Consider the following 3,895-nt stretch of genomic DNA (forward strand, 5'->3'; position numbering starts at 1 on the left):
GTTTCAAGTGGATAACCAAACAAGATCATTTCTTATCCCCCTTTCTTAAACAACCCTCTTTTTATTTGTATGAATCACCTCTTTCAAAGATTATCGTTCTTAATTTTCAGTTATTTATTCTTTAAAGAAAAACCTGTAAGACAGGCCCCTAAAAAAGAACAGGAGAAACCTATTGTGACAGGCTCCTCCTAGTAAATAACCGATATATTATATATCTATATAATATACTATTTTCCACAAAAAGTAAAGTTAAACATACATTGGAAAAGCATTTATTTTACTGATAATGCGTATGTTCCATCGCCATTATCATATTTATATACATACAAGTAGTACTTACCTGGTTTTGCATTAAATTTTGCTTCTATATGATTTCCATTAGCTTGACCGTAAGCTGCATAATTTTGCATATTTGATTCATGATGAAGTACCCATGTCATCCCGATTCCATGCTCATTTAAAACAGAAATATCGATATCTTTCGCTGATGCTACATTAAATGTATAAACATCGGTGTGATCCCCGCCGATAAGGCTACCTTTTATAGTAGTGTTTAGCCCGATACGATTTGCTTCCTCTGGACGATTATTTGGTTCAGATTCTGTTAAACGTCCATCTTTAATCGTAACATTTGTTTCGCTTCTACTCTCTTTTCCTTTATCATCTTTTACTCTTAACGCTACTTTATAAGTCCCTTCTCTTTCATATGCATGTACTGGATTAACTTCTGTACTTGTTCTTCCGTCTCCAAACTCCCATGAATAAGAAACGATTTTTCCATCTTCGTCGTTTGATCCATCACTTTTGAATTGAATTCCTTCTTTTACAAGCCCATTATAAGGACCGTTTATATTAACTTTCGGAGCTTTATTTTCTCCGTCATCTTTTGCGATACCATGAAAGACTACATCATATTCAAATTGATTGGAACTATTCACACGATAATTGACGAAATATGCTGTAACCGTTTTGTAGCCGCTCCATTCTTTTTGCGGTAATTGTTCTAAAGCTTCATTTACTCTTTTACTCATTGCGTTCCAGTCTTCTGATTCACCTTTTGTTACACTACCTGTAAACGTACCTTCTAATGTAAATGTATTAAAGAATTGAGACTCATATTTTGTCATTTTTGTATCTTTCATAGACAACGTCTCACTAATTTCTTTCTTCACTTCTGTTAACGATTTTGGTGCATGTTCAGTTAAATAATCATCTGCTACTTCCGGCACATTATACTTATCTTGATTATCAATTAACTGCTGCATATAAGCTTGGTACTCTTTATTTAACTTCGGATCTTTACTTAAAGTTTCACGATATGTATCATAATTTTTCACGTCATTCGCACGAATTAAATCTTGAATTTTATCAAACGTTTCAAATTGATGAGTATATAAGTACGACTGCAATGCGAACGAGTAGTTATAGAAATCCCAAGAACCATATTTAGCAAATAGTGTACGCTCTGCTGTATAACGGCTTGCAGGATCAGATGATAATCCGCTAATGATGCTCTTTCTCGGTACTACATTATTTGTACGAGTAGATCCTGCGAAAAATTCTGCATTCCCTTCTTGGAACCAAGTTAATCTTTCATTTTGATACATATCTCCTCTTCCAAATAAACCAGGAACTTCATATCTCCCTTGAAGATAATGAGTGAACTCATGACGGAATAACTCTTCTAAACTATAAATACTTTGCTCTGGCGTACGCTCATATGTAAAGAATGTACCTGTCTCTTCAATATAAATTCCACCATTGTTTGTTTCATATCCATACAATTGTCTATTTAACTGATATTCATCTGGAGTATTATAGATTACTATCGTTAATACGTCGTCTGCATTACCTTGTTCTAAAGCTTTGTCATTTCCAATTACGCGGTGATATTGCGCTTTTACTTCCTTCGCGGCCCAATATAATCTCTTAATTTTTTCTTCTGACACTTTATCCCCAGTTTTAAATACAATAGATCCATCGTCGAATGTATACGTTTTTGGTAAGTATTGCTCTTTTCCTTCTTTACGTATCTTCTCTAAATCTACCGTATTCCCGCTATAATCTTTCCCATTATAGTTTGTTGTAATTTGTTCTACCGCAACAAAATACGGTTCACTTAAACGTGGATACATATGCATTGCTTGTGTAACAATCTCTAATCCTTTATTTGGATTGCTATGAAACTTTCCTAAACGGCTAGCAAAATAAATTCCATTATTAACGAGCCATTTATTTTCTGGCGTTACTTCATTTAGAAGAGCAATACGATTTATTTCATTAATAAACCCATCTACTTTTCCATACCACATCGTTTCATTCGCTTCTTTACGAGCCTCATTTAAGTAAGACTGTATATCATAATCAATGCCTTGCATCATATCGTACACAGCTTGTCCTTTCATACGATCGTCTACATATGCATTAAAATTATCATTATATTGTTTTAAAATATTCGATGCGTATTGCACCGTTTCAACATCACTTGATGCATTACTAATTAATTTACCGTATGCAGATACTACTGTATCTTGCTCATTTGTTCCAAGCTTAAAGTTTGGATTTTTTGCGATTGCTTTTAAAGCAGGTAAACATTTATCCTGGAAGCTTCTTTCATTTAAGGCGCTTAATTCATTATTATAAAATGCAAGATAAAAAGCCGAACGTAACACTTCAGTAAACGTTTGAATTCCTTTTGAATCATCTTTCGTAAATGTACTACCTCTATGAGCTAATTCGTCTATAATTACTTGCATTTTTCCTTTGTCCTGATAAAAAGTTTTCGCGTCTTCATTGAACTGGAACAAGTCTGTAATTTGATTCCACTTAATACTTCCTAAAGTTTCAATCAATTCTTGATCATTCATTTTGTTTAAATCAGCCATCGAATAGCTTTCTTTAACTTGCTTTACTTTTGAACTCTTCATAATAGATGCTGGTCGCTGTGAAAAGTCTCCTACTTTTAAACGTTCTTGAAATGATAATGTTTCCTCAGCTTTAGAAGCGTGTCCGATCTCATCTACTGGTTTTTCAATTCCAACTGGTTTCGAATGCAATACATTATATGGGACCTTTTCTTCTGCTAATACATTCGTTTGAATTGCTCCTAACGATAGCGCCATTGTACTAATACTAAGCATCACTTTATTAATCTTTAATTTCTTGTTCATATCATTGCCCCCTATTTATATATTCCATTCACGAAATTAACATATTATCTGGATAAAATGATATAAAATGCAATATTTCATATTATTTCTTCATACATTTTGAACGTATCGTGAACGAAGAGTACTCACAATTTCCGCTACAGTTTCTCCATTATTTAAGTGATCAAAACATCCTCGTATTAATATCCTTCCCCTATTCAAAAAGACCTTATCATAAGCATATTTCAACATGAAATTGCTATGATAAGGTATTCTCAAAAAAATATATATTCTTTGTGATAATAAGATAAAACGTTATTTATTTCTTAAATAATCTCTTTCTAAATACAAACATACTTAATGCTGAAAGAACAAGTGCTAATCCAGAAAGTAAAGTCGATGTGGTAGCTTGACCACCAGTTGCTGCTAAAGATTTCTTATTTTCCTCTTGCTTATTAGCATGTTGTTTATTTGAATCTTTTTCTTTCGTACTCTCTTGTCCTACCACTTTCACTGACCCAACTTGATTATCCCCTTTTGGCTCTTGATCCAATCTAGTTGTCGCTTCTTTTACCTCTTCTTTTGTTTCTCCAACTTCTTTTGCTGGTTCTTTCACTTCTTCTTTTATACCTTCAACTTCTTTTACCGGCTCTTTTACTTCTCCTTTTGTTTCTTCAACTTCTTTTACCGGCCCTTTTACTTCTCCTTTTGTTTCTTCAACTTCTTTTACCGGCTCTTTTAATTCT

Annotated in this window: 2 protein-coding genes; both read right to left on the bottom strand. The window is 33.3% G+C overall.

The genetic code is table 11. The features are described from left to right. Positions 1-272: 272 nt before the first annotated feature. The gene (colA, locus tag V7038_RS17080; protein WP_335471049.1) at positions 273-3,170 is read right to left on the bottom strand and encodes a collagenase ColA; all 2,898 of its coding nucleotides are present in this window, start codon (positions 3,168-3,170) and stop codon (positions 273-275) included. A gap of 298 nt (positions 3,171-3,468) precedes the next feature. Continuing rightward, a partial coding sequence (locus tag V7038_RS17085; RefSeq protein ID WP_335471052.1) for an LPXTG cell wall anchor domain-containing protein occupies positions 3,469-3,895 on the bottom strand: 427 nt, incomplete at its 5' end.

It is taken from the genome of Bacillus sp. JJ783, assembly GCF_036963225.1.
In the GTDB taxonomy this organism is placed as follows: domain Bacteria; phylum Bacillota; class Bacilli; order Bacillales; family Bacillaceae_G; genus Bacillus_A; species Bacillus_A cereus_U.